The organism is Acinetobacter sp. PC34, assembly GCF_051789135.1.
GTDB lineage: Bacteria > Pseudomonadota > Gammaproteobacteria > Pseudomonadales > Moraxellaceae > Acinetobacter > Acinetobacter johnsonii.
This window is the reverse complement of the sequence record NZ_CP196664.1, coordinates 2,250,936-2,276,637: the sequence shown is the minus strand read 5'-3', so window position 1 is coordinate 2,276,637 and position 25,702 is coordinate 2,250,936. Positions and strand designations below refer to the sequence as shown.

The window sequence follows — 25,702 nt, the reverse complement described above, 5'->3', positions numbered from 1 at the left end:
AGGTTTTCTTTGTTGAGAAGAAAACCTCGAGATATGGTTGCCCAAATTTGAGTAATTTTATGAATTTTTCAAGCTTTAAATTGTCTGTTTTAACAAGTTGCATAGTGTTACTGACAGCATGTAGTCAGCATGGTGTTTCTCCATCTCCTGTAAGCTCACAACCATTAACGGTGGATCAGCCAACAGCAGAAAAGCTCCAATTACGCGAAGTTGATACAAATGAAGCTAAAACTGAAGATGTGCAATGGTTGAGCTTAAGTACATGGCCAGAAGTGACAGCTCTATTGAGCAGTAAGAATAAAGGTCTTCAGTTTTTAGATGATGAACAAAATGTATTGCATCACATTCAAGGGCAGTTTGGACGTTTTGATTACCGGATTGGTTCGGAGCGTTTATTGATTGCTGCATCGAATTTGCAACAACAGCAAATTCAACTGATGAGCATGAACTTAAAAAATAAAGTATGGGACAAAGCCAGCTTTATTCCAAAGCGTTCATTTAAGTCCGAAGATGTTTGTCTATACACCGATGCTCAAGGCTTGAGTTTTGCCTTTTTAGTCGGTGAAGAAGGGATAGGTGAGCAGTGGCTTGTGGCGAATCGTGAAAAAGCATTGGCCCTGCCGCAGTTGGTACGTCGTTTAAGTTTTCCACCTGCAAGTACTGTTTGCAAGGTGAATGATACTAGTGCAGAACTCTTAATCAATGAAGAAAATGTCGGTGTTTGGGTCTATCCTGCCCATTCTGAAGCAGATATGGTGCGCCAAGCAGTCGATTTGGTAAAACCGTTTGGCTCGATTCAAGGGACACCATCCGCAATTAGCATTGTGGATGATCACATTGCGGTGCTTGATGAAGAAAAACCACTGCTTTATCGTTATCAAAAACAAGACAAGCATTGGAACATCCTAGAACCATTACAGCTGAGTGGTTTAAAGGAGGCGGAAAGTCTGAGTATTCGCGGAAATTTAACCGATAAATCTCTACTGATTTTAGATGATAAAACGGTGAAAGCAGCCGATGTTGAATGGGAAACTCAGACCCAGACCAAAGCTCAAAGTATCATCACTATCCCTGCAGAAGTGCAGACAGAGGGTGTGCCAAGTACAGGTGATGCGGCTGATGATCCTGCTATTTGGCACAATGCCACACAGCCGAGTCAATCCCGTATTTTAGCGACAGATAAACAAGGCGGCTTACAAGTCAATGACCTACAAGGTAAAGCTGTACAGTATTTGCCAGTCGGGAGACTCAATAATGTCGATGTACGCCATGGCTTTAAGTGGGGTAATCAAACGGTTGATTTGGCTGTGGCATCGAACCGAGACCACAACAGCTTACATGTATTTGCGATTCAACCAAAAACAGGCAGGGTCTTTGTGCTTGGTGAGTTACCAACGACTTTAGATGACATCTACGGCATTTGTATGTATCGCGATGCTCAAGGTGAAATCTATGCCATTCCAAACGATAAAAACGGGACTTTTGTTCAATACCACATTACCGCTACGCAGCAAAAATTAAGGGCTGAAGAAGTACAACGTTTTTCAGTTAAAACCCAACCTGAAGGCTGTGTCGTAGACGACGCCACAGGACGTATTTTCTTGGGTGAAGAAGATGTCGCGGTGTGGGTAAAAGATCTCAATCCAAAAACTCAGCTCCCTATGCAGCAGGTGATAGGTGTAGGAGAGGTGATGCATGATGACATTGAGGGAATGGGACTTTATCACGGTAAAAAGCAAAGTTATTTGGTAGTTTCAAGCCAAGGCAATGACAGCTTTGTGGTGCTTGATGCCGCAGCACCTTATACGGTTCGTGGCGCATTTCGTGTAGGCATCAATATCGACAAAGGCATTGACGCTGTGTCTGAAACAGATGGACTAGATGTGAGTTCCCTAAATTTTGGTGGCAAATGTAAGCAAGGCATGTTGGTGGTGCAAGATGGACGTAAACGGATGCCTGAAACCAATCAGAACTTTAAATATGTGCCATGGGAAAAAATCGCTCAAGCCCTGCATTTAGACTAAATAGCGCTTTAGTACATAGGCTGGGGCAAAGAGTCACAGCCCATTTTAAAAATATACATGTACTGCACCATGCAGTAAAAAATTGGAGTGCGTTATGCAAGCAACAATGGATCAAATGTCGGTTTGGATGTTGATTAGCCATGCCAGTGTGTTGGTGAAAGTAGTGATGTTGATTTTGGTTTTATCCTCAGTAGTAAGTTGGTATTTAATCGTGCGTCACGGTATGTTACTTCGTGGACAAGAGCAGCTTTGGAACCGCTTTTTAAAGAATTTTAGACAGCAAAAAGATCTCAATCTTTTACAGCAAGATTACCAACAGCCTGAACAACAGAAAGGCGTAGTCAGCATTTTTCAACATGGGGTGGATGAATACCATCAATTGATCAAAGATGAGCAACTCACTACAAGTGATGTGATTGATGGGGTAGAACGTCGTTTGCTCAGCAGCATCAGTGAAGAAGAAGAAAAGCTTCAGCAAAATCTGACCTTTCTTGCAACAGTCGGTTCAGTCAGCCCGTATATAGGCTTATTTGGAACGGTCTGGGGCATTATGAATGCGTTTATTGGACTGTCTGCCGTTGAACAGGCAACCCTCAATACAGTTGCACCTGGAATTGCAGAAGCGCTGATTGCAACAGCCATTGGTTTATTTGCCGCTATTCCTGCGGTAGTCGCGTATAACCGCTTTTCGGCACGTGCTGACAAGCTTTCCAGTCGTTATTACGGTTTTGCCAATGAGTTGCAAACGCGTATTTATCGTTTGTTGGGGCACACTGAGCGCGCTTCGCGTTAAGGAGCAACAGCCATGATTAAGCGTCCTCAAAAATTAAAACTCAATGCTGAAATGAATGTGGTTCCTTATATTGATGTCATGTTGGTGCTATTGGTGATTTTTATGGTGACTGCACCGATGTTGACACAAGGCATTCAAATTGATTTGCCTAAAGTGGATGCCAATGTCATGCCCGCGTCACAACAGCAGCGTATTGTGACCTTATCTATTCAAGCCAATGGTCAGTATTACTGGAATATTGGTTCGGAAGTGAATACTGAGAAAGTCACGGATCAGGCCATTGATTTAGCCAGTATGCAACAAAAGCTCGTTCCGATTATTCAAAAAGATAAAAGCCTACAGTTTTATGTGCGTGCCGATCAGGATGCCGATTATCAACTGGTTGCACAGGCCATAGCATCCTTGCAAAAAAGTGGGGTAACGAACTTGGGGCTAGTGACAGAGGAACCACAATCATGATGGCAACCGTTTCCAAAATTAGGTTTCGTGATCAAGGTCTAGCGCTTTCGGTCACGGCTGGATTGCATATTGCGCTAATTGCATGGTTATGTACGGTTGAGATGCATGAAACATTGGTGGAACCTAAGCCGAAAACCATTCAATTACAATTTGTGCAAATACCACCTCCTGCCAAACAGCAACCACAACCTAAAAAGCCTGAACTGATAGTCGAAGAAAAACTGCTACATGAGCCTGTCCCAAAAAAACAGATTGTGAAACCTGCTGAAGTTCAACCGAAAACCACCAAGAAGTTTGTAGAATCACAGAGCAACAAAATTGTACCTACAGCGGCTAAACCGACACAGCAAGTCATGACAGAAAAGCAAACGGCAGCAGCTGAATCTCAGAAAACAGTAGATACGCAGTCTAAAGCGGATATACCAACTCAGACAAAGACCCAGAAATCAGTAGAACCCAAAGCACAAACTCATCCTGAAACATTTGATGTTAAAAATTATCAACCTGTTGCAAAAATAGCACCAGCCTATCCTGAACAAGCTTTGGATCGTAAACTTGAGGGGGATTGCACAGTGATGTATAGCGTAAATGAAAAAGGACGGGTAGAAAATCCTAAAGCACAAGGCGATTGTCATCCGATGTTTGTACGACCTTCGATTCAGGCTGCACTCACTTTTAAATATCAGCCTCGTCTCGTCGATGGCAAACCGACCAGTGTGTCGAATGTTAAAAATACCTTCCAATATCGTATTGAAAGTTAATTTTATGTGGCTTTGTTGCACAAACATTCAAAAGCTAAACTTCTTCCAAGTTATCTAAATTTAAGTGGCAACTTGGGTGTGAGGTCGACCTAAATCTGTAAATTTATTTAATACGGCCACACGTGCATGAATCTCATTGACTTGGCTTTGAAAGTTTCTCGCACGGAGTTTATCGCCTAATAATTTGATGCAATGCATCTTGGTTTCTATCAGACTTCTGCGATGATAGCCTGACCAATTTTTCCATATTGTTCTTCCTAAACGTTTAACTGTTCGAAGTAATTCATTTCGCTCTAGCGAGCTGGTCTTTGTATCTTTCCAAGGTTTCGCATTTTTTCTTGGCGGAATCACCGCATGTGCTTGTCGGTCTGCAATTACTTGACGGCATTGCTTGGTGTCATAAGCCCCATCAGTATAGACAGAGTCAATCTGCTCATCTTGTGGAATCTGATCGAGTAAATCACCAAGCACTTGTGAATCACTCACATTATTTGTAGTGAGTTGAATAGCGCGTATTTGAAGGGTTTCAGCATCTATACCAATATGAAGTTTACGCCATTGGCGACGATATTCAGGTTGGTGTTTCTTACGCTTCCATTCACCTTCGCCTAGAAACTTTAAGCCAGTAGAATCGACGAGTAGCTGGAGACCATTACTGCTTTTTTGATAGTTAATTGCAATATCAATATGCTTTTGTCTTCTGCAGATGGTGGAATAGTCTGGTGCTGTCCAATCTAATCTACAAAGATGAATGAGATTTTGCACAAAGCCAGTGACCATGCGTAAAGAAAGACGAAATAAGGATTTGATCATTAAACAGCATTGGATGGCTGTATCTGAATAAGTTTGATTTCGACCATGTTTACCTTTGGGTTGAGCGTACCATTGAGTCTTGGGATCAAACCAAATTGAGAGATTTCCTCGATTTATTAATGCACTGTTATAAGAAGACCAATTGGTTGTATGATAGATTTTAGGTGTGGGCTTATTCATTTGAGAATTATATTGTGGAATAAGCCTTTAGAGATAGGTTTGTGCAACAAAGCCCTTTTCAACTACCATTTCCATGGTTATATCTGTAATTTTTAAATGATGCCAATCTTTTAAATACAGATTCATATCTCTGTCATATACAGCGACTGTATTGGGTTTTAGCTCTGATTTAGATTCAATATAGTGTTTATGAGCATTTAACACAGTCGGAATTTGCCGATGATTATGACGTTCCTGAGAAGCTTTTTGACGTAGCTGTTCTTTTTTGTCATTAGGGTTTATCCCTTGGGACATCTCTAGAAGGTACTCGGTAGCTTTTTGCCTTGCTGTTTCAGGTGTATAAAGACCATGATCACCGATGGTTACACGACAAGGAGCGCCACTTGGCATCTTTTTCTCAACGGTATATACCAGAGAATGGCGAGTGGCCCTGATAGCAAAGCCAATAAGTTTAAGGTCACGAAAGAAGATTTGTTTACCCGTGGGAATATCAAAACAATATGATTTTGATTCTTTTAATGAATCTTCCGCGTTTGGATCTGACAGTTGTTTAATCAGGTTTTTAACAAACGAGAGGGTAATAATTACTTTCTTATTAGACATTTTCATTTCCTAACAGCACTAGCTGAATTAGTGATTAGATCTTTGGTATACATGGAGTATACAAAGGGCTAGAAAATGAAAATTAATTTGATAGAGAATTTAGAAATTTTGTTCATGATTATTAAAAAACAATCACTTAAAGTACTCCGAAGATGCCGCTGCATGTGTCGTTACCCTGAACCCGATGAGTTCAAGGTGGACGCGACGTATACTTGCTGGGTTTCCCACATGAAAGTGGGCATACACTCTAAATATACAGAACACATCCATAAGTTTAAGTATCGGCAGGGGAATAGACCCGCTGGCGAACACCTCAGAGTTGCCTTAAGTATAACGAATCTCACGCTGATGGCAACTCATACACCGCTACGAACTGTAAACAACTGGAGTAAGTATTGATACTTTATTCAATTCAGTCGAGTTTAAACAAGTTCCGCAACGTCATCGATAATATTTGCCAGTAATCGTTCTGCGTGTGCATACTCTTGCAGTGTTTTATTCATCGACAATACTTCTTGCATTAACTCTAGTGCCACCATAATGATAATTTTACTGGGTTCTACCCGTGGCGCTTTACGGCGAAACTCATCATATTTATCATTTAAAAGCAGAGCTGCACGTTCAAGGTCGGCTTTTTCTTTTTCCGTTGTGACTAAACGAAAGCTATGACCTAAGACACGTAATTCAACGGTAATTGGTTCGCTCATGATTAAACTTCCTCGCCAGCTTCAGTAGGGTGGGCAAGTTGTTGAATTTCTTGCGCGTGATGATCTTGCTCTGTGCCTAAAACAGCCAAACGTTGGATGATGGCTTCGACTTTAGCTTTGGCATGCTCATTTTTTTGTAACAATCTTTCACGTTCTTGCTGAAGTGCTTGGATTTCTTGCTGAGCTTGCCGCTGATCATTGTTCATTTTTTCTTTAATTGCACGTAATTCATTACGTTCAGCCAAGATTTCCTGAAAGCGATTTTTTAAATCCGTACAACTTTTTTCCAAACGACTATAACGATCGGCCAAAGCAGTCGCATCAGTGTTTAAGTGTTGATATTGGGTCTGAGCGCTGCTTAATTGCTCAGTTAAATCATCAATTTGTTCTTGCTTCTGGGTAATTAAGCCATTTTTTTGCACAACTTGAGAACGGTGCTGTTCTTCAGCATCCAGTTTAGCTGCATTTAAAGTGCTATTTTCACTTTCAAAATGAGCAAGTCGCGTTTTTAAAACGCCAATATGCGCCTGTAGACGCTGTAATTCTTCTAACATATCGTGGTCGCACAGTGCTGCAAACAAAGGTAATATATAAGAAGTATAGAGATTGGATAAACGAATGCAAGACGATATTTCAGGTTGGTCAGAATGGCAGCCAAATTTTTCTAAAATTGAAGAGATTTCTAGCCCAAGTGAGTTACATGGTTTACTCACGGGTATCATTTGTGTAACTCAGGCACCGAGCCGTGAAGAGTGGCAACACATCCTCACGACTTTGGAAATTCCTGAGTTAAGCGAAGAAGCTTTGGCTTTGTTAGCCGATGAAGCAGAAGATGTCGCACATGCACTTTCTGACGATGAATTGGACTATTTACCGTTACTTCCCGATGACACTCATACGCTAGCAGATCGTGTACAAGCTTTGGCGGATTGGTGCGCAGGCGTAGTGCTGGGCTTTGGTTTGGCGTCGGGTCATATTCGCCCAGATGAAATGGAACTTATCGAACATTTACAAGATGTGGCGGCAGTTGAGTTTGAAGAAACTGATGATGATGAAGAGGGTGAAGAGAGCTATCAAGAGTTATACGAGTTTGTACGTTTAATTCCTGTGAGCTTATCTGTAGGCCGCAAAAAGATTGCAGTTGATGAAAGTTCGCTGCTTAAACACTTTCATAACAAGCAAAAAATTGATCGTTCTGTAACAGAAGCGAACAATGTTGTAGAAATGTTTACGCCGCATCGCCCAAGCTGATTGGCATAAGACTTGCTGCGCGTACATGATAGGGTGCGCGTGGCATTTTTATTCTTTGGTATAAAAAAGACAGATCAAACATGAAACTAACGCAAGTGGATTTTCAGGAACGCCGTGACCGTTTAGCTGCACAAATGGGTCCGAACAGTATTGCCATTATCGCAACCAGTCCAGTGGCGATGCGTAATCGTGATGCAGACTATAAATACCGTACCGATAGCAGCTTCTTTTATCTGACTGGTTTTGCTGAGCCCGAAGCCGTAGCGGTTATTGAAACCTTTGCCGAAGACGATGAAGACGGGTACAGCTACAGTTTGTTCTGCCGTGAACGTGACCGCGAGATGGAAATCTGGAATGGTTACCGCGCAGGTGTGGATGGTGCGGTAGACGACTATGAAGCTGACGAAGCGTATGCGATAGATTTGTTAGATGAAGAAATCATTGAAAAACTCTTAAGCAAAGAAAAATTATTTTATCGTATTGGGCAACAGCCCGAATTTGATGCGCGTGTAGCAAAATGGATCACGACGGCCAATGGTGAGTCACGTCGTGGGACTGCTGCACCTGCACAAGTGATACAGCTCGATCGTATTTTAGATGAAATGCGTTTGTTTAAGTCAGAACAAGAAATTGCATTGATGCAAACAGCTTCAGATATTTCCGCACAAGCGCATACTCGTGCCATGCAAACTGTTAAGCCAGGCATGATGGAATATGCTCTAGAAGCTGAGCTGAATTATGTATTTGGTCAAAATGGCTGTGTACCGTCGTATAACAGCATTGTCGGTGGTGGTGAAAACGCTTGCATTTTGCACTATGTAGAGAATAACAAAGAGCTAAAAGATGGCGATTTGGTGCTGATCGACGCAGCGTGTGAATATGAATATTATGCTTCAGACATCACCCGTACTTTCCCCGTCAATGGAAAGTTCAGCCCTGAGCAAAAAGCTCTTTATAATGTAATTCTCGATGCACAACTTGCTGCAATTGACGCAGTGCGTGTAGGCAACTCGTATAAAGAACCACATAATGTTGCTGTGCGCATTCTAGTCCAAGGCCTACTTGATCTGGGGATTATGCAAGGTGATATTGAAGAGATTATCCAAAAGGAAAGTTTCCGTCAGTTTTATATGCATGGTACAGGACATTGGCTCGGTATGGATGTGCATGATGTTGGTTCATATAAGCAAGAAGGTGTGTGGCGTACCTATGAAGAAGGCATGGTGGTGACGGTTGAACCAGGCTTGTATATTGCACCTGATGATGAAACGGTTGATGTGAAATGGCGTGGCATTGGTATTCGTATTGAAGATGACATCGTAGCAACCAAAAACGGTCCACTGAATTTGACTGCGAAAGTGGTGAAGTCGGTAGAAGAGATTGAAGCGTTAATGGCGCGATAAATATAATTTACTGTATAAAAGCCGATCATGAGATCGGCTTTTATTTTTTATAAGGTGTTTATGGAGTTGTTAAATAGACAAGTAGAATAGTGTTCTTGCATAAGTCGTTTTTTGAACTGTATTGAAATCACAATGAAAGTTCCCTTTCCTTTTCAAAGGAGAGGGCTAGGGAGAGGATTTATATGAAGAATCATCCCTCATCCTGACGTTCTCACCAAGAGAAAGTGACATTCAACACTCATTATATTGCCAATAAATGATCGTTTTTTTGACTTTTGCAATAGTTCTAATATTTATAAATAAAAAATTTTAGTTATTTCATCATCATTTTTATTAACAACAGAAATTAGACAGCATGAAAGATTTATCTGATTTAAAGCATAGAATTCAGGCAAAGACGTTAGATTTAGTTACACAGAGAAATGGGGTTTCAGTGTATCAAGGGCAATCCTTTCAAGGAGAAGTCTTTATCAAAATAGCAAATAATCAAACGGCTAATGATCGTTACTGTGAAATCTTAGAAGCTCTCAAAGAATTTCCACTAACGCCAAATGTATTAAATAAGTTTGAATGGGAAGGTTCTTCTATCCTTGTCATGAGTGCCATACAAGGTACTCAAGTCGATCAAGCATTAAAGAATTGTACGCGGGTACAGAAAATCTCTTTGCTTTGGAATGTAGGACGAGCTTTGGGCGAACTTCATCGTGCGCTTCCACAAACGCGCATATTGAATATGAGGTTCTGGCAAGATCGAGACGGCTTATCAACACATTGGGTATTGTGGAAGCAACAATTAGAATTGATGATCTCAAAATGGATGTCTCGTATAAATCCATTGTCATCTGATTATCATGAGTTTTGTGACCAATTGAATGAGTTACGAAAATACGCTAAAGCGATATGTGAGCCGACACAGCTTCATTTACTGCATTGTGACTATATTGGTCGAAATATCCTTGCAGACAGTGAAAATCGGATTTCGGGTATTATAGACTTTGACGCTGCTCGTATTGGAGATGCGGTTTATGATTTAGCCAAAATTATTTGGGTGGATATAGATTTCTCTGATTTAGAATTACGGAATGCTTTTTTAGAAGGTTGGGAGTGTACATATAAGCAGACAGTGCCTAAAATGAAATTTCTATTCTATGTGGGTATTCAATGTCTTGCCGCAATCGCTTGGACAGATAAAAATCCTTCCGCTGATGGGACAAATCCTCTTTTTCGTGCTTCCGCAATTCGGACGCTGAGAATTGCATTAAAGGAATTAGAGATACTTTGATTAGATTCTAAGACTCTTGTTTCGAATAAGCACTATTATGTTAAATAGGGGAGAAACTAAGCTAAAATTAGGATTTTAATTTAGAGAAAGTAATGTCTCAGATAAAAATTTATGCTTTAAATGAAACAATAGAATTACATCGTGATAATTTAAGTAAAGCTATCCATCAGGCTTTAGTTAAAGAATTAAAATACCCTGAAGAGAAAAGGTTTCAACGTTTTATCGCACTAGAATCCAAGAATTTTGTATATCCAGTAGATCGCAGTAAATCTTATATAATTATTGAAATTTCTATGTTCGATGGACGAACAAAAGAGACTAAAAAAGCATTTATTAGGTCTCTATTCGAAAATATAAACAATCTATGCGGTATTGATTCAAATGATGTTGAGATAACTATATTTGAAACTCCTAAAGAAAACTGGGGCATTAGAGGGAGAAATGCGGATGAACTACAGTTGAATTATAAGGTAAATGTTTAAATTTGCTAAAAATAACATAATACACCTTATTAGTAATCCTTTAAATTACATTTTAAATTCAATTGCTTATGTTTTATTGAAGAGCTCAATCTGAAGTGGTTGGGCTTTTTTATGTATTATTCATTTTTCATGATCATTATTTGTTTAAAGTTGCACATTTCTTATAAGTCTGTTTAAACAGTGTCCTGAAGAAGTTTTGAGGGAACTTTAAAAGACTGTCTTTTCAGAAATCATGACATGACACTTTACGGTGAAAGTACGTAAAAACATCCATTTCATTATAAAAAAGAAAATCTTTGATGTAATATAAATCCATTAAAACTTATAGGTATTTGAAGTTTTTGACTTTAGGTACGCCATAAAAAGGATAGAAGCATGCAACAAGAAGTCATCATAGTCGGTGGTGGTATGGTCGGACTCAGTCTGGCGTTGATGTTAGCCAAACAAAACATTGCGGTGAAGCTTTTAGAGGCGATCAAATACCCAAATTATGATGATGTAAACCTTGCACCATACCACTCTAGCTTTGATGCAAGAAACAGCGCCTTGTCACGTCGGACAGTTCAAATTTACCAAGAACTGGGTTTGTGGAGCGCTTTACAAGAACATGCAACACCTATTTTAGAAGTGAATATCACCGAACAAGGTAGCTTTGGGAAGGCGCGACTCAAAGCAGAACAAGAAAAAGTCGAAAGCTTCGGACAGGTCATAGAAAACGCATGGCTCGGTCGTGTACTACTGACGGAAGTTCAGAAGAAACCATTCATTGAACTGATTGATGGTGTACAAGTCACCCAACTGACCCAAGATGCTGATATGGCCTACATAGAAGCGAGTCGTGGAGAAGAACAACTGTCATTGCAAGCAAAACTTGTCATTGCCGCAGATGGACGTGATTCATTCTGCCGTAAAGCCTTAGGAATAGGTGCTTCGGAGCATGACTATGATCAAGTCGCTATTGTGACCACGGTACAAACTTCAAAACCGCATAACCATGTGGGTTTTGAGCGTTTTAGTAGCTTAGGGCCATTGGCACTGTTGCCGCTTCCAGGTGAATACCGTCGCTCCGTGGTTTGGCCTGTGAAAAAAGGTACTGAAGGTGAATGGTTGGGCGATGAAAATGACCAACATTTCTTAGATGCCTTACAAGACACTTATGGCGACCGTGCAGGAAAGTTTCAAAAAACAGGTAAGCGTTTTAGCTTTCCATTATCACAAGTACTAGCAGAAAAGCAGGCCGTAGGACGAGTGGTCTTAATGGGCAATGCTGCGCATACCATTCACCCCGTTGCGGGGCAAGGTTTTAACTTGTGTATGCGAGATGCGCACGTCTTAGTACGTTATTTAACGGAGCAAATTGCGCAAAATGCCGACTTGGGCGATGCCGTAATGCTGCAAGCCTATGAGGCTTCACGTTTGACCGATCAACAACGCGTAATTAAGTTCTGTGATTCGGTGGTACGAGGCTTTAGCAATAGCAATCCAATCTTAAAGTTTATTCGGAATACTGGTCTGGTCGCATTTGATACGATTCCAGGCATTAAACCACTCGTTGCCAACTATGCCATGGGGCTAAAAGCATGAGTCATGTTCAAACTGATGTTTTAGATGTGGTGATTATTGGCGGTGGTTTGGTTGGTGGACTGACCGCCTTGCTTTTGGCACAAGGCGGTGTGCAAGCTACCGTATTGGATGCTGCACCTATTTTAGATGAGCACAAGACCTTAAGTGTTGCAAACCCACGTGTCTTGGCACTCAGTCAAGCGACGATACACCTACTTAAAACCGTTGATGTTTGGGATAAAATTGCCCGCCAGATGCCGTATAGTGGCATGCAGGTGTGGAATAAAAATGGCTATGGTGAAATTAACTTTGGTCATGCGTCCAAGCAGGAACCACATGGCGAACAAGCCCTCGGTTCTATGGTTGAGCCAAGTTTGCTTAATTTAGCGATTCAACAGCAGATGCTTGCTGTACTCAACGATTACCGCACCCAAGTTAAAGTTACGCGTGTCGAAGAAGGTGTTGGGCTATGGTATATCCATTTGGCCGATGGTACGGTGTTGAAAACCAAACTGGTGATTGGTGCAGATGGTGCAAACTCTTTTGTACGGGAACAAGCGTTTATCGATATCGATGTGCTGGACTACAAACAGGCTGGTTTAAGCTGTGCCATTCGCACTGCACAGCCTCATCAACACGTTGCACGTCAGATTTTTTTAGAAACGGGGCCTTTGGCATTTTTACCAATGGCGAGTTTAAAACCAGAGCAAGCAGGGCATTGGCAGTCTATCGTATGGACGCTCCCCGATGATTATGCAGAAGAATATGCTGCACTTTCAGATGCTGAATTTACCCAGCTGTTAACGCGAGAAAGTCATCATATGTTAGGCGAAGTGTTGGAAGCAACACCGCGTGCCACTTTCCCACTCAAAGCACGTGCTGCACAGCAATATGTTAAAGCGGGCTTGGCTTTAATTGGTGATGCGGCTCATGTGATTCATCCCTTAGCAGGACAGGGGGTGAATATTGGTTGTCTTGATGCGGCTGTACTGTGTGATGTATTACTACATGATCTAGCACGTGGCGTGTGGGCACATGAGCAAACACTGAAGCGTTATGAACACCGCCGTAAAGGACAAAATGATGCCATGATGCATAGTATGTCTGCCATCGGTTGGATGGAAACCACACAACTCTTTCCTGTGGTATGGGCGCGAAACTTTGGTTTGAAACAGGTTGAAAAATTGCCTGTATTAAAAGATGCTTTTATGGCACAGGCCAATGGTTTAGGGTTGCTCAAAGAGACGCGTTATGCTGTGTAAGAAAGGAAGTGTTATTTTTTAGCCAGTCGTAAAATAAGATTACGATTTTGATTAAAAAAGATACGATTTTCCGTTGAATAAGACTATGCGAAAGGCTGAGAGCTTGTTAAATTTCAACATAATTGGAAACCAGTAATTCATGGGAACCTAAAATGTCATTTGTGGGGAGATTAAGATGACTGATTCAAATGATTATGATGATGTAGAAGACTCAACAGTCGACGAAGACGAAGCTCAAGCAGCGGAAAAAGGCGCATCAGATTCTTCTGATAATGCTGCAAGTGATGGTGATGTTGCCGAAGCTGAAACACTTACGGTGACTGCAAAATTAAAACAACGCCAAGCACTTGAAGACGAAGTTGCGGCATTCCTTGCTCGCGGTGGCCGAATTACTGAAGTGCCAACAGATGAGTCTGCGAAAGACTAAGAGAGTTAAAAACACCACGCCTGACGTGGTGTTTTTTTGTTTTTTAAAACTGATGTACAAATCACTTGCGCTTGAATGAGTCCTGTATCGTCGTTAATTGTTGTGCTAGACGAATCGTAGGCAAAATGATTACTTTTTCAATAGACAGGCTATGCCTGTGATGATTGCACCAACTGTGGCTAAAAGCATGTCTTGGTGTGCGTCCCAAATATCACCTTGTTGCCCATTGTAGTTTTCAGCATCTTCAGGCGATAAGCCCATCGCAATAAACCATTCAATCCATTCGTAAATGAGGCTACTTGCCATCACAAATTGAATGACCAGCAAGAATAGGGTGAGTTTAGAAAGTTGAGGCAGCCACACTTGAAACAGACGGTAGAAAAACGGGTAGAGCAGCAGACCATATGCTAAATGTACAAAGCGATCATACATATTCCGCGTCCAACCTAAACTTTGGTTGAGGTCGAGGTTTAAATATTGAATTGACCATTCATTATAGGGTACATAAGAATATAGATAATGCGCACCGAGTATATGAATCAGCAAAAATCCAATATAAAGCATAAAACTGATTAAGCTGAGCCCCATTTTATAAAGACAAATGATCAGCGTCACCAACATGAATACGGTTCCGACCTGATGCAAAATATAAGAGCTGAGTTCAAGGGGGTGGATCGATGCGAAAGCAATGGCGACAGCGAGTACAATGAGCGCAATCCAATGCGGCTTTTTCAGTTGATAGTCAATGTGAGCTTTCGTTGTTTTACTTTTCAGGATTGTCATCATTTTTATTGGTTTTTCAATTATGCGTATAGGAGATTCTTGTTTGAATTATAGATAAAAAAGCGAAGCCTAAGCTCCGCTTTTTTTCAATTTCTAAAAATTAGATTTTAGAAATTAAGTCAGCAACTTGTTTTGCTTGTTCAGCTGCGTTACCTGTATAGGTTGCAGGTGTCATTTCCGCTAAACGTGCGCGGTCAGCAGCAGGGACAGCTTCAAGTTCATTACCATTGACGAAGTCAACCATCATGTCACGTGTCATGGCTTGACCACGAGTTAATGCTTTTAGTTTTTCATATGGTTTTTCAACGTTGTAACGACGCATTACCGTTTGAATTGGTTCAGCTAGAACTTCTTGCGCATTGTTCAAGTCTTCATCAATACGTGCAGCATTCAGTTCAAGTTTACCAATACCTTTTAAACAGGCTTCAAAAGCGATCAAGCTTTGTGCAAAACCAACACCCATGTTACGTAGTACAGTTGAGTCCGTTAGGTCACGCTGCCAGCGAGAAATTGGAAGTTTTTCGCCAAGGTGCGCCAGTACAGCATTGGCTAAGCCTAAGTTGCCTTCTGAGTTTTCGAAGTCAATAGGGTTTACTTTGTGTGGCATCGTTGAAGAACCCACTTCACCATCTTTGAGTTTTTGCTTGAAGAAACCAAGCGAGATATAACCCCAAACGTCACGGTTAAAGTCGATCAAAATCGTATTGAAACGACGTAAAGCATCAAACAGTTCTGCCATATAGTCATGCGGCTCAATTTGAGTGGTGTATGGGTTAAAGCTTAGGCCTAAAGACTCAACGAATGCTTGTGAGTGTGCAGGCCAGTTGATGTCTGGGTAAGCAGAAAGGTGAGCATTATAGTTACCTACCGCACCGTTAATTTTGCCTAAAAGCTCAACTTGTTTGAACTGTTTAATTTGGCGCGCAAGACGATAAGCTACGTTTGCCATTTCTTTACCCAAAGTGGTTGGGCTTGCCGTCTGACCATGTGTACGAGATAACATAGGTTGGTCAGCATGCTTTTCAGACAATGCCACCATTGAGTCAATGATTTGCTGCATAGATGCAACCAATACATCACGACCACTTTTCAGCATTAATGCATGCGACAAGTTGTTGATGTCTTCAGACGTACATGCAAAGTGAATGAATTCACCCGCATTTTTAAGCTCTTCGATGCCTTCAATTTTTTCTTTCAGGAAGTACTCAACCGCTTTGACGTCATGGTTTGTAGTACGTTCGATGTCTTTAATACGGTTGGCGTCGTTTTCAGAAAAGTCAGCAACAATTGCATCAAGTGCAGCATTGGTCGCAGCACTGAAAGCAGGCACTTCAGTGATTTCTGGACGGTTTGCAAGCGCTTGTAACCAACGCACTTCAACAGTCACACGAGCATGGATTAAACCAAACTCAGAGAGGAAAGGACGAAGCGCATCACATTTGCTAGCGTAGCGTCCATCTAATGGAGAAAGTGCGGTTAAAGCGTTCATAGCGATTCCTTAAACTTTGGAATTAAACGTAAAACTAAAAAGCCCGTCGATCATGTGTTAAATCACCTGATACTGTAAACGAGCGAGATCTTGAATATCTTTAAGCAATTTGCGTTTGCTAAACACCATGCCCCATGAACTTCCACCGAGCTGACGCCATAAATGTGCCATTTGTAAGCCAGTGAAGAGGGAAGCTCGAATGCGGTTGGTATGCGATGAATCTTTAAATGCTTCTGCATTACCTCGCACCATAATGCGTGGGTTAATTTGTCCTGCGGTGTCGACGTAGGTTTGTGCGAGGTTGGCAATGATGCTTGGATGTAAATAGTTATTATCGAAAAAAGAAAGCTGTCTTAAGATTTTTTGTTGGGACTGTTCAATAATTTCAACGAATTTGGGGTTGCTATACACTTTCTTTTCGAGTTGTAAGAGCGCCATGGCATAAGTAATGGGAAGTTTAGCAGTGGATAATTTGGGAATTCGAGTTTTGGGTGAGGTATTAAAGGGTTGGGTAATGCTACTTTCTAAGGTTTTTAGTCCTAAGGAGATGTCCGCCAGCTGATGAAAGAAGTCTAAAGTTTGTCCGCTTTGGTTGCCCTTTGGTCGGATATTTAAACTGGCTTTAATCAACTGCTCTAAATAGAAGTTACCGCTTTCCCCAATACTTTGCTGACCGCTCAAGGCGGTCATATGCGTCAGTTGCGCGGACTGAAAAACAGCCGCCAACGCTAAAGCTCGGTTTTGGCGTTCGTTCAAAGTTTGAGGCTGTTGAAACGGTAACTCAGCCATGTCTTAAAATCCTTTAAATAAAATCAGGTTTAGGAGCATTGGTATGATGAATCACGCCACCGCCTAAACAAACTTCACCTGAGTAGAATACGACACTCTGACCCGGCGTCACGGCACGTTGGGGTTCATCGAACTCAACACGTACGCCACCTTGGGTAGTCGGATCATTAAAGATCACACAATCTTGGTCATCTTGGCGATAGCGCGTCCGTGAGGTACAACGGAAACCTGTTTCAGGAATCTGCATTTCACCTGCGACCCAGTCAATCGTTTCACTCCAAAGCGCAGTGCTTTGCATCAGTGGATGTTCATGACCTTGACCAATCACCAAACGGTTGTTTTCAATATCTTTATGTAGAACGAACCATGCGCCTTCAGCTACACCTTTCAAACCACCAATACCAATACCACCGCGTTGACCGAGCGTATAGTACATTAAGCCGTGATGTTCACCAACCTCTTTGCCATCATCTAAGACGATTTTTCCAGCTTGTGCAGGTAAGTATTGTTTTAAGAAGTCATTAAAACGACGTTCACCAATAAAACAGATGCCCGTTGAGTCTTTTTTCTTCGCTGTGACTAAGTCGTATTGTTCCGCAATTTTACGTACTTCAGGCTTTTCAATTTCCCCTACAGGGAACAACGTCTTATTAATTTCACGGCCATGCACAGCATGTAAGAAATAGGTCTGGTCTTTGTTTTTATCTAAACCACGCAGTAAAGGTGCGTATTCCTCACCTTTAGAGTTGGTCATAGTTTCGCCGCGACGTGCATAGTGACCAGTCGCAATAAAGTCTGCGCCCAGTTGCATAGCATGATCTAAGAACGCACGGAATTTGATTTCTTTATTACATAAAATATCTGGGTTTGGAGTACGGCCTGCAGCATATTCCGCTAAGAAATGCTCAAATACACGATCCCAATATTCCATAGCAAAGTTGGCGGTGTGTAGTTTAATCCCTAGTTTGTCACAGACGGCTTGAGCATCGGCTAAGTCTTCCATCGCCGTGCAGTATTCCGTGCCGTCGTCTTCTTCCCAGTTCTTCATGAAAAGACCTTCAACTTGATAACCTTGTTGAAGAAGAAGAGCAGCAGAAACAGATGAATCTACACCACCCGACATACCGACGATGACACGTTGTTGCATAGGACTAGGCATCCAAACTTGAAATAAGGGGAGAATTTTGGTGCTCATAAACGAGCGATAAAGGATATTTTTGCCCCGCGAGTGCGTCTTGAACCGCTTTAATCACCAATGGACTACGTGCACGAGCCGTTTCGAGCAGCTCATCTAAAGTCATCCATACTGCACCCACGATACCTGTATCGAGTTCGGCCGTTGGATTGTGATGAAGTGACTGCGCTAAAAAGCAGAAACGATAATACGTGCGATCTGGAAACATAGGTGGTGTATAGGTATAAATGCCCAATAACGCATCTATAGACACTTCATGTCCAGTTTCTTCCATAGTTTCACGAATGGCAGCTTCGATGAGTGTTTCACCTGATTCAACATGGCCTGCAGGTTGGTTAAATACAGTGTGTGTCACACCCGCAGTATGCTCTTCTACAAATAGAAATTTTCCGTCTTTTTCAACAACAGTTGCGACGGTGACGTGAGCTGTCCAAGCGGTCATGTAAAAGCACCATGGGGTAAAAGGAGTATTCTACAAAATTTAGGCGGTGGTGGCTATGTTATGGATATAAAATTAGTAGCTTAGTTCCACGCTTTTGGTATCTTCTTCATCCGCTAGGCTATACAGGTATTGTGGTAGGCGTGGATTGCCAAGTTACCAGAGCTGATTATTCATAATGATTTAAAAGAAGGCCGTTTGGTCAAAGTGATTCCAAACTGGGAGCCAAAACCCGAACTGATTCATCTGGCTTATACCTCTCGACGTGGTTTATTACCATCGGTAAAAGCACTAATTGATTTTTTAGTGACTGAGTTTGAGAAGTATTAATCCGCAGATTCAGCATTTTTGAAGGTGATGCTTGTTATTTGATCTGATATGAAAAGGGGAGCAAAATGCTCCCAATGATCATGGCTCTAAATAATGTCCCGATACTTTGACATAGTTTTGTGCTGAATATGGTAAGAATGCTAATTCTGTTTCTGTCAGAAGGCGAACTTTTTTGGCAGGACTACCGACATATAAATAGCCACTTTCAAGCACTTTACCTGGGGGAACCAGTGTTCCTGCACCAATCATAACATCGTCAGGAATGATGACATCGTCCAAAACAATGCTATTGATACCAATCAAAACACGGTTGCCGATGGTACAGCCATGTAAGGTGACATGGTGACCAATGGTGACATCTTCACCAATGATTAAAGGCGAGCCATTTGGTTTGTCCGCTTTTTTATGACTAACATGCAGCATTGCATGGTCTTGTACATTCGAGTTTTTACCAATCCGAATATGGTTTACATCACCCCGAATTACGGCAAAAGGCCATACAGAAACATTTTCAGCCAAGATGACATCACCAATCACTACCGACATTTCATCGATATAGCAGTTGTTGCCAAGCTGTGGCGTGCTGTTCAAATAAGGGCGAATATTTTTAGCCATGTTGGTGTTCTGCTTTTATGTAGGTGTCCATTATAAAATAAAAAAGCACCCAGACCGAGGTGTGGATGCTTTAACTTAAGTCTAAATGTTGCTGCTTAGAATAAGTTTGAGAAGAATTGTTTGATGTGGTCAAGCATACGTGCAAAGAAACCTGCTTCTTCAACATCTTTTAGCGCCACAAGTGGTTTTTCAGCAATCACTTTACCATCAAGGCTTGCTACATATTTACCAACCACTTGTCCTTTTTTCAACGGTGCAGTCAGTTTTGGTTGAACCACCAGTTGTGTTTTGATTGCGTTGGCCTGGCCTTTCGGCATCGTTACGTTGAAGGTTTCAGCTAAACCAATTTGTACGTCATTTTCTTTACCAAACCATACTTTTGATTTTGCTAAAACTTGGTTCGCAGCTTGAACATTTTTGGTTTCAAAGTTTGCATAACCCCACGCTAAAATTTCACGTGTTTGCGTTGCGCGTTCTTGAATGCTTGGCGCACCAAAAATCACAGAAATCAAACGCATTGGGCCACGTTTAGCCGAAGTTGTTAAGCAATAACCCGCTTCGTCAGTATGACCAGTTTTTAAACCATCGACACTTGGGTCAGTATAAAGCAGAGCATTACGGTTGCCTTGTTTGATACCGTTAAAGGTAAATTCTTTTTCAGAATAAATCGGATAATATTTTGAACTGTCGTGAATGATGTGCTGTGCAAGCGTTGCCATGTCTTTAGCGGTCGAGTAGTGACCTTCAGCAGGCATGCCTGTTGAGTTCATGAAGCTGGTATTGGTCATGCCGATACGTTTTGCTTCAGTGTTCATCATGTGAACGAAAGTGCCTTCGTTCCCAGCAATGTGCTCAGCCATAGCTTTAGATGCATCATTACCCGATTGAATGATAATGCCGCGTAACATCTCTAATGCAGTCGCAGTACCATTTAATGGCACATACATACATGATTCTGAACTACTACCACGACACCAAGCAGACTCGTTCATCCGAACTTTTTCATCTTCGGTTAGCTCACCCGCCAACAACTTTTGCTCAATAATGAAACTCGTCATCATTTTTGTCATTGATGCTGGTGCTAATTTTTCATTTTCATTTTTAGATGCGAGGATTTGCCCAGTCTCATAATCCATCAGCACATATGATTTATTATTTAGTTCTGGTGGTGAGGATAAGACAGTTGCTGCAAATGAAATGCTTGGTACGAGTAATGCCGCAGCAAGGGCGCTTTTTTGAATCATTCTAAGGGGTTCCGATTTCTTTAGTATAAGCACGAGAGCTTTGCATTTTAGGACAAAGTTCTGCCGACTTCTACGGTAGAAATCGGCTTATTTCAAAGATATTGTAACCAATTGGTATTATTTGCTGTAAGTGCTCAATTCTTTACAAATTTCTTGGTTTTTTGCTTTGCCTGCTTTTTTCGCATCGGATTGAGCTTCGGCTAAAATAGGCTTGAATTTTTTCTCTTTGCTAAGGCTTTTAAGGTATTCAGTCGGATTTTTCTGTTGCGGTAGATACTCTATAGCCAAAGCGTTGTAGCCATTTTCAAACTGACTCTGGTCTGAAACGAGACTTGGACAAACTTCTGATAGGACATAAATTGCAGCCAACTCTTGCTGCGTCACTTGTTGCAGTGGAGTCACTTCAATATTTTCGTCTTTATTGGCCGCATGAGCCGAACCGATGGCAATCAAAGAAGAACCACAAACTGCCAAAATCACTTTTTTCATTACATTTAAATTCATTCTAAACCCTAAGTGCATACATGTTGTTGCCATAATAGGATGAGCTTAAACAAATTTTAAGTAAATGTAAGCGCAAAAATGTATAGAAGCTGTTGAAGTCGCTTCATTGTTTTTACATTTTTCCGTCCAATAAAAAAAGGATGAATAACCCCATTATTCATCCTTTTTTGCGATATAGATGTAGAACTTGAATTAACCTTCAAAGTTTACAACGTCATCACATACTGACTTTTGTTCTGCTTTGTCAGTACCCTTTGCATCTGTACGAGCTTCTTTCAGAATCGACTGGTATTCGCTGTCTGACTGTAATTTTGCATAGGTCATCGACTTATCTGAGTAGTCTTGTAAATAGGTTTGAATTAAAGTTTGAATGTTGCTTTCAATTTTAGGGCCTTGACCCACCAAAGCAGGGCAAAATTCGGTCATGACTTGCGCTGCTGCAATATCTTCTTTCACGATGGTGTTGGCTTCTTCTGTGCTTAATCCCTCTAGTGCAAAAGCAGATTGAGAAATCATGATAGCCATGCCTAATCCGAAGAAATTACGTAATGTTAAGCTTTTAATCATTTCTAAAATCACATATTTATGGTGGATGCGGAGACTCAATATATATATTTTCAGTTAGAATTCAATGAAAAGTTCTGACCAGTCATTTTTTAATAAAGTTTTTTGTTTTGGACCTTTTAATCGCCAATGATCATCCTAACGACTTCTAATCTTCTGTTTTGGCGGTCTTTAGGATGAGCTGCTTGTTGGTGCAGGAATCATATTTAGGGATAAAAAATACTGACGATAGGTAAGCAGTGAATCCACAATAGCCCTTAGATGAGAGCTACTGAGTCTTGAGTTTGATAGTCACCATGTTCAAGATTGGAGAGCTAAAAAGCACTATAAGCTTCGAATAGCTGTAATTTCATCTTGTGTCATGTCGAGTGACTCTAAGAATTTTTGATGCTCCTCAGGTTCCATCTCTTCAAATTTTTGATGCCACTTCATCATATCTTCTTTTGATAAACCTGCTGCGATCATAATCTCTACCCATTTAGCTTTATTCACGAACTTTTCCTTTAATAAAATGGACTTTTTCAATAACTCAATGATGGCTTTTTGATGAGCTCTTAAGTTATTGATCTCTTGTTCCAATGCCCGAAAATGATTTTCCAAGATCTGCCCTTGGGATATGCTAAGTGGTTATAAAAGAAAACGAATATCTGAAATGGATAGTCCGTAAGAACGGTAGGAGATGATGCTTTTAAGACGCTCAATTTCACTTTCACCGTACCACCGGTATCCATTTTCAGCGATTAAGCTTGGTTTTAATAAACCCTGTTGCTCATAATAGAGAATAGTCGTTCTGGATAAACCGAGTTTTTTCGCTAAGCGAGATACAGTAAGCATAGTTTCCATCATTCGTTCATTGTTCCATTAAGCTAAACCCTTTACTTATAGACGGGTCAATCAGGTAAATTCAAAAATATCGCAAATTAAATTGATGCGAACAGAACATTTGTCATGACTTATTTTACAGCTGTCTTTACGAGTAGCGAGCGACAACATGAGCTTAGCTGTTTAACGCAACTCAGCTTGGTTTCATGGTCAATATACGATTTATAAAGCGAATGAAAAGTCTATAGATGTTGTGGTGTTGAAAGCCATAAACAGCCTCTATGGGCGAGGTCTTTGAAATTTAAGATTGGTTTCAGTTGTGAGCACTATTATTCAGCATAGACAAAAGAATAAGGTTTGGGTACGTATCATGACTGAGGAAAAAACACTGCATGAGTTGTTGAGCAAGGTGCCTGAAGTCACTTTGTTGTTTTGGATCATTAAAATTGCGGCAACAACACTGGGTGAAACAGCGGGGGATGCCTTATCCATGTCGCTTAATCTGGGATATATCGTAAGTACGGGCATCTTCGCCATTATTTTTGCAATATTCGTTGCGGCACAGATTAAGGCCAAAAAATATAATGCATTTTTTTATTGGTCTACAATTATTGCAACAACAACTCTAGGGACAACTATAGCGGACTATGTTGATCGTACCTTAGGACTGGGCTATTTAGGTGGCAGCTTAATCTTATTCGGCTTACTTATTTTATCTTTATTGGCGTGGTACTACAGCAGCGGGTCAATTGCGGTACAAAGTATTCAATCTTCCAAAAGTGAAGCGTTTTATTGGCTGACCATCATGTTTTCCCAAACATTGGGCACAGCGCTAGGGGATTGGACAGCAGATACACAAGGGCTGGGCTATACCAGTGCAGCACTTATCTTTGGCGGTTTACTTTTATTGCTGACCATGCTTTATATGTGGACCAAAATCTCTAGAACTTTCTTATTTGGGGCTGCATTTGTACTCACGCGACCATTAGGTGCCGTACTGGGGGATTTCCTAGATAAGCCCATTAGTCACGGAGGGTTGGATCTGAGTCGATTTGGCGCATCCTTTGTTCTATGTGCTTTTATCGTCTTTTGTTTGGTGGCTTTTAAACCCAAAGCAGCAGCGATTGCTCACTAAAAAAGCTCTTAGCTTTAACACCTGATCAATGCATGATGATCCATACAAAAACCGCTATTCTTCATTGTGTTTTTTAGTGCAGAACATTTTTAAATTTTATGATCTGAATAGAGAGAGCTTTCATTTGAGGGCTATTTCAAGTTTTAGTCATAGACCTGTCATTTTATAGCTAGAAACTTAAACCTTATTCACCCTCAGATATTTTGTACTGCCGTTTAATATTTTGCGTTTTCACTCCCCAAATGGACGAGGCCGTTCTACTTTGGTGATGCTTAAAACTTTTCATGCTATCAAACACTTCCTGCACCTCCCAGATAAAAGGGTCGAGGCTTTGCTTGACCTCAAAAGAAATGCAGCCTTCTTCTTGATGAGTTAATTCAATATGCGCTGGAAGGAGTTCTATCACCATACAGACTTCTTCTTTAGACACACAGATTAACAGGCCATTGAGTTTAACCATAGGACTCCTTATTGATCTTCGACATTGTTAGCGTTTGTTTGTTTAGCCGAATTCATCTCATGTCTGACGCGACTAATCTGGTCATATATGACTTTGCGCATTCGGTTTATCGCACCCAGTGGTTTATGTTCAGCTAATGCATGCCATGGTGTAAAGGATAGATTTTCACAAAACTTATTTTGCTCAGGGGTATCAAAAACTTGCTGAGGAATACGAATAGTGGCCACCTTATAGAAAGGGGCTTGGTCTTCTTTCCATTCCGTCATCGAGTCTTCAACAGACATTGAGTTGGATGTTCGAGGTTGTACTAAAAACTCCATGCAGGCATCACGGTCTTGTAAGGTCGTTCGAAGTGCCTCTCTTAAAAAGTCCTTTTGAGGAGTAACTGGAATCGGGCTAACAACGCTTGAACATGCACGAGCAGAGTACTTTACTGCTTGACGATGATCGCCAACTCCTAACTGAAAGGGCACCATAGACCAGTATCTGGTTTGCAGTGGATTTGAAATTTTATTTCTAGTGTTCAAGGCAATCCAAGTGCCTTTAGCTCCTAATGCAAAAGGGACATGCAGTTTTTTTAGAAAACGATCGCTATTGATATCTTGCATAAATGATAGATAACGAGCAGGGTCATTGGCAAAGAATACAGGGTGATTGACCATGATAAAATCTTGCGTAGGCGCAGGTTCATCTAAAAGGTTTTTCTCTGGCACGGCTAAAAGTTTGATCGCCATGCCGCGTGCATCTTTTTTTATATCCGCCTGTTTTGCATTACTCGATCCATTCGAAAAACGAATCCATGCTTGATAAGTTTTCCCCGGAATAAAAACACCATAAGCCATGTTTGGAGGCAATGTCTCGTTTATCTTAAATTCTGCGCGTACGCAACCATGTGCTTTAGGGTGTGCATCACGTAGTGCGATATCTGTGGCATATTGTTTTCGGATCGTCATTTCAATGATATTCGCGATTTCTTTAGCAGTGGCGGCCTCATTCGGATAAAGACTTTCACTTAGACCATGATCTATATCTGGATACATAAAATTTTTGGAAGAACTCAACACTACAGAGGGTGTATTCGCATCTACATTAGCTGCGACACCTGTGAGTAATATGGCGTGAAAAAGTAGACCTAAACGCATAGGCCTTGCGGAGTTAGGCATTGATTGTCTCCTTGCTCTAAAGCTGGATTTTTTTAATTTTTAGCCTGATGATATGAACTTGTTTAGCCTTATTTAAGACACAGAATCATGATTATATCTGTGGCATTTTTTTATTCATGGCTACTGTCTAGAAAAATCTTAATGAGGAGCTACTCTGAGT

Annotated in this window: 29 protein-coding genes, 1 other RNA gene and 1 pseudogene; 13 read left to right on the top strand and 18 right to left on the bottom strand. The window is 41.1% G+C overall.

From position 1 onward, the window contains the following. The first annotated feature begins 59 nt into the window (after positions 1-59). The 4 genes from ACSC9N_RS11115 to ACSC9N_RS11100 all read left to right on the top strand — a co-directional run bounded on the left by ACSC9N_RS11115 (position 60) and on the right by ACSC9N_RS11100 (position 4,037). The gene (locus tag ACSC9N_RS11115; RefSeq protein ID WP_439036035.1) at positions 60-2,024 is read left to right on the top strand and encodes a phytase; all 1,965 of its coding nucleotides are present in this window, start codon (positions 60-62) and stop codon (positions 2,022-2,024) included. Between the two features lie 94 nt (positions 2,025-2,118). Continuing rightward, the gene (tolQ, locus tag ACSC9N_RS11110; protein WP_004694253.1) at positions 2,119-2,817 is read left to right on the top strand and encodes a protein TolQ; all 699 of its coding nucleotides are present in this window, start codon (positions 2,119-2,121) and stop codon (positions 2,815-2,817) included. A gap of 12 nt (positions 2,818-2,829) precedes the next feature. Then, complete coding sequence (tolR, locus tag ACSC9N_RS11105; protein ID WP_010326322.1) at positions 2,830-3,276, top strand: protein TolR; 447 nt, start codon at positions 2,830-2,832, stop codon at positions 3,274-3,276. Continuing rightward, positions 3,273-4,037, top strand: coding sequence for an energy transducer TonB (locus ACSC9N_RS11100; RefSeq protein WP_010326323.1), 765 nt, complete (start codon positions 3,273-3,275; stop codon positions 4,035-4,037). Before tolR ends, ACSC9N_RS11100 begins: the two co-directional genes overlap by 4 nt. Before the next feature lie 60 nt (positions 4,038-4,097). Here the strand turns inward: ACSC9N_RS11100 and ACSC9N_RS11095 are convergent, their stop codons facing one another. The 5 genes from ACSC9N_RS11095 to ACSC9N_RS11075 all read right to left on the bottom strand — a co-directional run bounded on the left by ACSC9N_RS11095 (position 4,098) and on the right by ACSC9N_RS11075 (position 6,894). Continuing rightward, a complete protein-coding gene (locus ACSC9N_RS11095; protein ID WP_131230075.1) occupies positions 4,098-5,030 on the bottom strand; it encodes an IS5-like element ISAha1 family transposase in 933 nt (310 codons plus the stop codon). Between the two features lie 27 nt (positions 5,031-5,057). Next, entirely contained in the window at positions 5,058-5,633 is a 576-nt protein-coding gene (locus ACSC9N_RS11090; RefSeq protein ID WP_010326325.1) for an integrase arm-type DNA-binding domain-containing protein, read from the bottom strand. Between the two features lie 139 nt (positions 5,634-5,772). Then, positions 5,773-5,956, bottom strand: a non-coding RNA gene (gene ssrS, locus ACSC9N_RS11085) — 6S RNA. Between the two features lie 99 nt (positions 5,957-6,055). Then, on the bottom strand, positions 6,056-6,340 hold the full coding sequence (locus ACSC9N_RS11080; RefSeq protein ID WP_004694243.1) for a cell division protein ZapA: 285 nt from the start codon (positions 6,338-6,340) through the stop codon (positions 6,056-6,058). A 2-nt stretch (positions 6,341-6,342) separates the two neighbouring features. Further along, positions 6,343-6,894, bottom strand: a complete 552-nt coding sequence (locus tag ACSC9N_RS11075; RefSeq protein WP_010326327.1) for a hypothetical protein — start codon at positions 6,892-6,894, stop codon at positions 6,343-6,345. A 64-nt stretch (positions 6,895-6,958) separates the two neighbouring features. On the opposite strand from ACSC9N_RS11075, the gene ACSC9N_RS11070 reads away from it, so the two are divergent. The 7 genes from ACSC9N_RS11070 to ACSC9N_RS11040 all read left to right on the top strand — a co-directional run bounded on the left by ACSC9N_RS11070 (position 6,959) and on the right by ACSC9N_RS11040 (position 14,010). After that, positions 6,959-7,591, top strand: a complete 633-nt coding sequence (locus ACSC9N_RS11070; protein WP_010326328.1) for a UPF0149 family protein — start codon at positions 6,959-6,961, stop codon at positions 7,589-7,591. Between the two features lie 80 nt (positions 7,592-7,671). Beyond that, on the top strand, positions 7,672-8,994 hold the full coding sequence (pepP, locus tag ACSC9N_RS11065; protein ID WP_010326329.1) for a Xaa-Pro aminopeptidase: 1,323 nt from the start codon (positions 7,672-7,674) through the stop codon (positions 8,992-8,994). 355 nt (positions 8,995-9,349) lie between these two features. After that, positions 9,350-10,276, top strand: a complete 927-nt coding sequence (locus ACSC9N_RS11060; protein WP_010326330.1) for a phosphotransferase family protein — start codon at positions 9,350-9,352, stop codon at positions 10,274-10,276. 92 nt (positions 10,277-10,368) lie between these two features. Then, positions 10,369-10,758 carry a tautomerase family protein gene (locus ACSC9N_RS11055; protein WP_010326331.1) on the top strand — a complete coding sequence of 130 codons (390 nt, stop codon included), beginning with the start codon at positions 10,369-10,371 and terminating at the stop codon, positions 10,756-10,758. A 375-nt stretch (positions 10,759-11,133) separates the two neighbouring features. Further along, positions 11,134-12,342 carry a 2-octaprenyl-6-methoxyphenyl hydroxylase gene (ubiH, locus tag ACSC9N_RS11050; protein WP_010326332.1) on the top strand — a complete coding sequence of 403 codons (1,209 nt, stop codon included), beginning with the start codon at positions 11,134-11,136 and terminating at the stop codon, positions 12,340-12,342. Then, the gene (locus tag ACSC9N_RS11045) at positions 12,339-13,583 is read left to right on the top strand and encodes an FAD-dependent monooxygenase (RefSeq protein WP_010326333.1); all 1,245 of its coding nucleotides are present in this window, start codon (positions 12,339-12,341) and stop codon (positions 13,581-13,583) included. Before ubiH ends, ACSC9N_RS11045 begins: the two co-directional genes overlap by 4 nt. 175 nt (positions 13,584-13,758) lie before the next feature. Next, the gene (locus ACSC9N_RS11040; RefSeq protein WP_010326334.1) at positions 13,759-14,010 is read left to right on the top strand and encodes a hypothetical protein; all 252 of its coding nucleotides are present in this window, start codon (positions 13,759-13,761) and stop codon (positions 14,008-14,010) included. 129 nt (positions 14,011-14,139) lie between these two features. Here the strand turns inward: ACSC9N_RS11040 and ACSC9N_RS11035 are convergent, their stop codons facing one another. The 5 genes from ACSC9N_RS11035 to ACSC9N_RS11015 form a co-directional block, all read right to left on the bottom strand. After that, positions 14,140-14,796: a DUF2238 domain-containing protein gene (locus tag ACSC9N_RS11035; RefSeq protein ID WP_010326335.1), complete on the bottom strand. Its 657-nt coding sequence runs from the start codon at positions 14,794-14,796 to the stop codon at positions 14,140-14,142. A gap of 97 nt (positions 14,797-14,893) precedes the next feature. Beyond that, positions 14,894-16,282 carry an adenylosuccinate lyase gene (gene purB, locus ACSC9N_RS11030; RefSeq protein WP_010326336.1) on the bottom strand — a complete coding sequence of 463 codons (1,389 nt, stop codon included), beginning with the start codon at positions 16,280-16,282 and terminating at the stop codon, positions 14,894-14,896. Positions 16,283-16,339: 57 nt separating this feature from the next. Continuing rightward, positions 16,340-17,071, bottom strand: a complete 732-nt coding sequence (hflD, locus tag ACSC9N_RS11025; RefSeq protein WP_010326337.1) for a high frequency lysogenization protein HflD — start codon at positions 17,069-17,071, stop codon at positions 16,340-16,342. A 13-nt stretch (positions 17,072-17,084) separates the two neighbouring features. Then, positions 17,085-18,218, bottom strand: coding sequence for a tRNA 2-thiouridine(34) synthase MnmA (mnmA, locus tag ACSC9N_RS11020; protein WP_010326338.1), 1,134 nt, complete (start codon positions 18,216-18,218; stop codon positions 17,085-17,087). Between the two features lie 4 nt (positions 18,219-18,222). After that, positions 18,223-18,708 (bottom strand): NUDIX hydrolase, encoded by a 486-nt coding sequence (locus tag ACSC9N_RS11015; protein WP_010326339.1) that lies wholly within the window; start codon positions 18,706-18,708, stop codon positions 18,223-18,225. Between the two features lie 144 nt (positions 18,709-18,852). Here ACSC9N_RS11015 and ACSC9N_RS11010 point away from each other — a divergent pair. Then, positions 18,853-19,035: pseudogene (locus tag ACSC9N_RS11010) on the top strand (LysR substrate-binding domain-containing protein); the annotation flags it as partial. Positions 19,036-19,113: 78 nt separating this feature from the next. On the opposite strand, the gene ACSC9N_RS11005 reads toward ACSC9N_RS11010, so the two are convergent. The 6 genes from ACSC9N_RS11005 to ACSC9N_RS10980 form a co-directional block, all read right to left on the bottom strand. Continuing rightward, entirely contained in the window at positions 19,114-19,650 is a 537-nt protein-coding gene (locus tag ACSC9N_RS11005) for a gamma carbonic anhydrase family protein (RefSeq protein WP_010326341.1), read from the bottom strand. 95 nt (positions 19,651-19,745) lie between these two features. Further along, positions 19,746-20,894 (bottom strand): D-alanyl-D-alanine carboxypeptidase PBP5/6, encoded by a 1,149-nt coding sequence (gene dacC, locus ACSC9N_RS11000; RefSeq protein ID WP_010326342.1) that lies wholly within the window; start codon positions 20,892-20,894, stop codon positions 19,746-19,748. 117 nt (positions 20,895-21,011) lie between these two features. After that, positions 21,012-21,398: an MCR_0457 family protein gene (locus ACSC9N_RS10995; protein ID WP_439036034.1), complete on the bottom strand. Its 387-nt coding sequence runs from the start codon at positions 21,396-21,398 to the stop codon at positions 21,012-21,014. 192 nt (positions 21,399-21,590) lie between these two features. Continuing rightward, a complete protein-coding gene (locus ACSC9N_RS10990; RefSeq protein WP_010326344.1) occupies positions 21,591-21,965 on the bottom strand; it encodes an MCR_0457 family protein in 375 nt (124 codons plus the stop codon). 321 nt (positions 21,966-22,286) lie between these two features. After that, complete coding sequence (locus ACSC9N_RS10985; protein WP_224466827.1) at positions 22,287-22,562, bottom strand: hypothetical protein; 276 nt, start codon at positions 22,560-22,562, stop codon at positions 22,287-22,289. Between the two features lie 27 nt (positions 22,563-22,589). Continuing rightward, a complete protein-coding gene (locus ACSC9N_RS10980) occupies positions 22,590-22,796 on the bottom strand; it encodes a MerR family transcriptional regulator (protein WP_228127597.1) in 207 nt (68 codons plus the stop codon). 358 nt (positions 22,797-23,154) lie between these two features. Between ACSC9N_RS10980 and ACSC9N_RS10975 the strand changes: the two genes are divergently transcribed. Continuing rightward, positions 23,155-23,919: a COG4705 family protein gene (locus ACSC9N_RS10975; RefSeq protein WP_010326345.1), complete on the top strand. Its 765-nt coding sequence runs from the start codon at positions 23,155-23,157 to the stop codon at positions 23,917-23,919. A gap of 184 nt (positions 23,920-24,103) precedes the next feature. On the opposite strand, the gene ACSC9N_RS10970 is transcribed toward ACSC9N_RS10975, so the two are convergent. Beyond that, positions 24,104-24,379 (bottom strand): putative quinol monooxygenase, encoded by a 276-nt coding sequence (locus tag ACSC9N_RS10970; protein ID WP_010326346.1) that lies wholly within the window; start codon positions 24,377-24,379, stop codon positions 24,104-24,106. A gap of 8 nt (positions 24,380-24,387) precedes the next feature. Further along, entirely contained in the window at positions 24,388-25,542 is a 1,155-nt protein-coding gene (locus ACSC9N_RS10965) for a catalase family protein (RefSeq protein ID WP_308469435.1), read from the bottom strand. Positions 25,543-25,702 lie beyond the last annotated feature (160 nt).